Genomic DNA, 3,910 nt, shown 5'->3' with positions numbered 1-3,910 from the left:
AATTATGTCTATTAATACCGATAATACCGATTTTTTTGCGCTCATTCTGTTTGGTTGATAGCTAATAGATTTTCAAATTGGTTGATAGCTAATAGATTTTCAAAATCAAAACGCGAAGCTAGAATGAAAAACACCTTAAGGTCATATCCATTTAAATCACTTTCTGCCAGTATAGCCATTGGGTGTTGAGCTATGACTATCCATGCCTTTGCAAAACCGTTGTGCCTTTTAAGTACAATATAAGCAACAAAACCACCCATAGCATAAATGCGGATCAGAGCCTAAAATGAACGCTGTGGGTAATTGTTATCGGTCATCATCGGGGTGTTTACACCCCGATCTTTTGACAGAAAGATTTGTTTTAAGATGTTTGCATCTTTTTTAGTGGGTTGTTTATTGGGGAGCAATCATCTTTTTAGGATCAACTAATCGGTCATAATCCTCTACAAAAACACCTGCTTTTAATGCTTCGGTGCGCAAAGTTGTATCATTTTTATGCGCTGCTTTGGCAATTTCAGCAGCTTTTTCATAGCCAATTTCTGGTGCAAGAGCTGTGACTAACATGAGTGAGCGCTCCATGAGTGAGTGAATATGAACACGATTAGCTCGTAATCCTTGAATGCAATGCATATCAAAAGAACGCATGCAATCACCAAGAAGGGTAATTGATTGTAAAACGTTATAGCCAATAACAGGTTTATAAACGTTGAGTTCAAAATGTCCTTGGCTTGCGGCAAAGGTTACGCTGGTGTGATTACCAAAGACTTGGCATGCGACCATGGTTAAGGCTTCACATTGCGTGGGGTTGACTTTGCCGGGCATAATAGAAGATCCTGGTTCATTTTCAGGAAGACTGAGTTCCCCTAAACCGGAACGTGGACCAGAGCCTAAAAACCGAATGTCATTGGCAATTTTAAACAGATCAGCAGCGAGAGCATTCAAGCTCCCGTGGAAATGCGCAAGGGCACCATGATGGGCAAGTGCTTCAAATTTATTGCTGGCAGTTTGGAACGTTATTTCTGTGAGAGTGCTCACTGTTTGCGCAAAAGCAACGTCAAAACCTTTTGGCGCATTCAGCCCTGTGCCAACAGCCGTACCACCTTGAGCAAGCATTTGGACATCGGTTAGAGCATTTTCAATACGCTGACGATTGGCTTCTAATGCGGCACGATAGCCTGAAAATTCTTGCCCTAAGGTTAAAGGGGTTGCATCTTGCGTATGGGTGCGGCCGATTTTAATGATATCTGCAAATTCTTGCTCTTTTTGTTTTAATGTCGCAATAAGAGCTTCAAGGATTGGCAGTAAGTGTTGGCGTGTTTGCAACGTGGTGGCAATGTGAAGCGCCGTGGGAAAGGAATCGTTCGATGATTGGCTCATGTTGACATGGTCATTGGGATGAACTGGTTTTTTGCTTCCAAGTTTTCCTCCCAAAATCTTACTAGCACGATTAGCAATGACTTCATTGACATTCATATTGCTTTGTGTGCCAGAACCTGTTTGCCAGACGGACAGTGGAAAATGCGTATCAAAATCGCCAGCAAGCACTTCATCAGCGGCGGCAATAATTGCTTTTCCAATATTTTCTGGTAGTTTTCCTTTGCCCATATTTACAATCGCTGCTGCTTTTTTGACAAGGACTAAGGCATAGATGATGGCAAGAGGCTGCTTTTCACTGCCAATATTAAAATTATGCAGAGAACGTTCAGTTTGTGCGCCCCAATAACGATCTTGACGTACCGAAATCGTTCCAAAGCTATCCGTTTCCTGACGTGTTTCAACCATGATAAGATCCTTTTTTGTTCACGGGTTCTCAAAAAAGATAGATAACGCGAAAGTGCAATAAGAGGCAAGACTTTGAAGCTTCATTTAGAGAAATTATTTTTATGGCTATTCTTGACATTGAGAGATGCCGATTTTATATCTAACACATGCTAGCACTCGTAATTTGAGAGTGCTAGCAAGAACTTTTAAGATTAATTCAATTATGTTCAGTTTTAAGGATTTAAAACATGGCTAATATACAATTCCGCCCACTTCACGACCGTGTCGTTGTCCGTCGGGTTGAATCTGAAAATAAAACGGCTGGTGGGATTATCATCCCTGATACAGCAAAAGAAAAACCCCAAGAAGGCGAAGTGATTGCTGTTGGCAATGGCGCTCTCGATGATAACGGAAAGCGCGTGCCTTTAGAAGTCAAAACAGGAGACCGTATTTTGTTTGGAAAATGGTCTGGAACTGAAGTCAAGATTAATGGGGAAGACCTCCTCATCATGAAAGAATCTGACATTATGGGAATTATGGGCTAATTGAAGCACTTAGTTTTTCATTGTGTACTATTTTGAGAAAACTCCAAGGAGAAATTAAATGGCTGCTAAAGAAGTCAAATTTGGCCGTGAAGCGCGTGAGCGTTTGTTGCGCGGTGTCGACATCCTTGCTAATGCTGTTAAGGTGACACTCGGCCCTAAAGGTCGCAATGTGGTGATTGATAAATCATTCGGTGCGCCTCGTATCACAAAAGATGGTGTATCCGTTGCAAAGGAAATCGAACTGGAAGATAAGTTCGAAAATATGGGTGCACAAATGTTGCGCGAAGTTGCTTCTAAAACCAATGATATCGCTGGTGATGGAACAACAACAGCAACTGTTTTAGGACAAGCTATTGTGCAAGAAGGTGTTAAAGCTGTTGCTGCGGGCATGAACCCAATGGATCTTAAACGTGGGATTGATGCTGCTGTTGAAGAAGTGGTGGCAAACCTCTTCAAAAAAGCAAAAAAAATTCAAACTTCAGCAGAAATTGCACAGGTGGGAACAATTTCCGCTAATGGCGCTGCTGAAATCGGTAAAATGATCGCTGATGCTATGGAAAAAGTGGGCAATGAAGGCGTCATTACCGTGGAAGAAGCTAAAACCGCTGAAACGGAATTAGAAGTCGTTGAAGGAATGCAATTTGACCGTGGGTATCTTTCCCCTTATTTTGTCACAAATGCTGAGAAAATGGTCGCTGATCTTGATGATCCTTACATTCTCATTCACGAAAAGAAATTGTCTAATTTGCAATCTCTTCTTCCTGTGCTTGAAGCTGTTGTTCAGTCTGGAAAACCACTTCTCATTATCGCTGAAGATGTGGAAGGTGAAGCTTTGGCAACGCTCGTTGTCAACAAATTGCGTGGTGGTTTGAAAATTGCTGCTGTAAAAGCTCCTGGATTTGGTGACCGTCGTAAAGCAATGTTAGAGGATATCGCTATCTTGACATCCGGACAGGTTATTTCTGAAGATGTGGGCATTAAACTTGAAAATGTCACTTTGGATATGCTTGGACGTGCAAAGAAAGTAAATATTTCTAAAGAAAACACCACCATTATTGATGGTGCTGGACAAAAGGCTGAAATTACTGCTCGCGTCAATCAAATCAAGGCTCAGATTGAAGAAACAACTTCTGACTATGACCGTGAAAAATTGCAAGAAAGACTTGCTAAACTCGCTGGTGGTGTTGCTGTTATCCGTGTGGGTGGTGCAACAGAAGTTGAAGTGAAAGAAAAGAAAGACCGTGTTGATGATGCTTTGAATGCAACACGTGCTGCTGTTGAAGAAGGTATTGTTGCTGGAGGTGGTACCGCATTGTTGCGTGCAGCAAATGCGTTGACCGTTAAGGGAAGTAATCCTGACCAAGAAGCTGGTATTAGTATCGTTCGTCGTGCTCTACAAGCACCAGCGCGCCAGATTGCAAGCAATGCTGGTGAAGAAGCCGCTATTATTGTGGGCAAAGTGCTGGAAAATAATGCTGACACTTATGGTTACAATACCGCAACTGGTGAATTCGGTGATTTGATTGCTTTGGGAATTGTTGATCCTGTGAAAGTTGTGCGCTCTGCTCTTCAGAATGCGGCTTCAATTGCGAGCCTTCTGATCA

At 42.1% G+C, this 3,910-nt stretch carries 4 protein-coding genes; 2 read left to right on the top strand and 2 right to left on the bottom strand.

Annotation, left to right across the window (positions count from 1 at the left end; translation table 11 throughout):
- Positions 1–41: 41 nt before the first annotated feature.
- Both ACFIL8_RS05565 and fumC read right to left on the bottom strand, forming a co-directional pair.
- Positions 42–260, bottom strand: coding sequence for a hypothetical protein (locus ACFIL8_RS05565; protein WP_375689087.1), 219 nt, complete (start codon positions 258–260; stop codon positions 42–44).
- Positions 261–393: 133 nt separating this feature from the next.
- Entirely contained in the window at positions 394–1,782 is a 1,389-nt protein-coding gene (gene fumC / locus ACFIL8_RS05560; protein WP_375638305.1) for a class II fumarate hydratase, read from the bottom strand.
- A gap of 227 nt (positions 1,783–2,009) precedes the next feature.
- Here fumC and groES point away from each other — a divergent pair, with 227 nt between their 5' ends.
- Both groES and groL read left to right on the top strand, forming a co-directional pair.
- On the top strand, positions 2,010–2,306 hold the full coding sequence (gene groES / locus ACFIL8_RS05555; protein WP_005774667.1) for a co-chaperone GroES: 297 nt from the start codon (positions 2,010–2,012) through the stop codon (positions 2,304–2,306).
- Positions 2,307–2,364: 58 nt separating this feature from the next.
- The coding region (groL, locus tag ACFIL8_RS05550; protein ID WP_375689085.1) for a chaperonin GroEL at positions 2,365–3,910 on the top strand (1,546 nt) is incomplete at its 3' end.

It is taken from the genome of Bartonella sp. AP57NXGY (assembly GCF_042195805.1).
Classification (GTDB): Bacteria; Pseudomonadota; Alphaproteobacteria; order Rhizobiales; family Rhizobiaceae; genus Bartonella.
The sequence above is the reverse complement of the archived record's forward strand: the minus strand, read 5'-3'. Positions and strand labels throughout refer to the sequence as shown.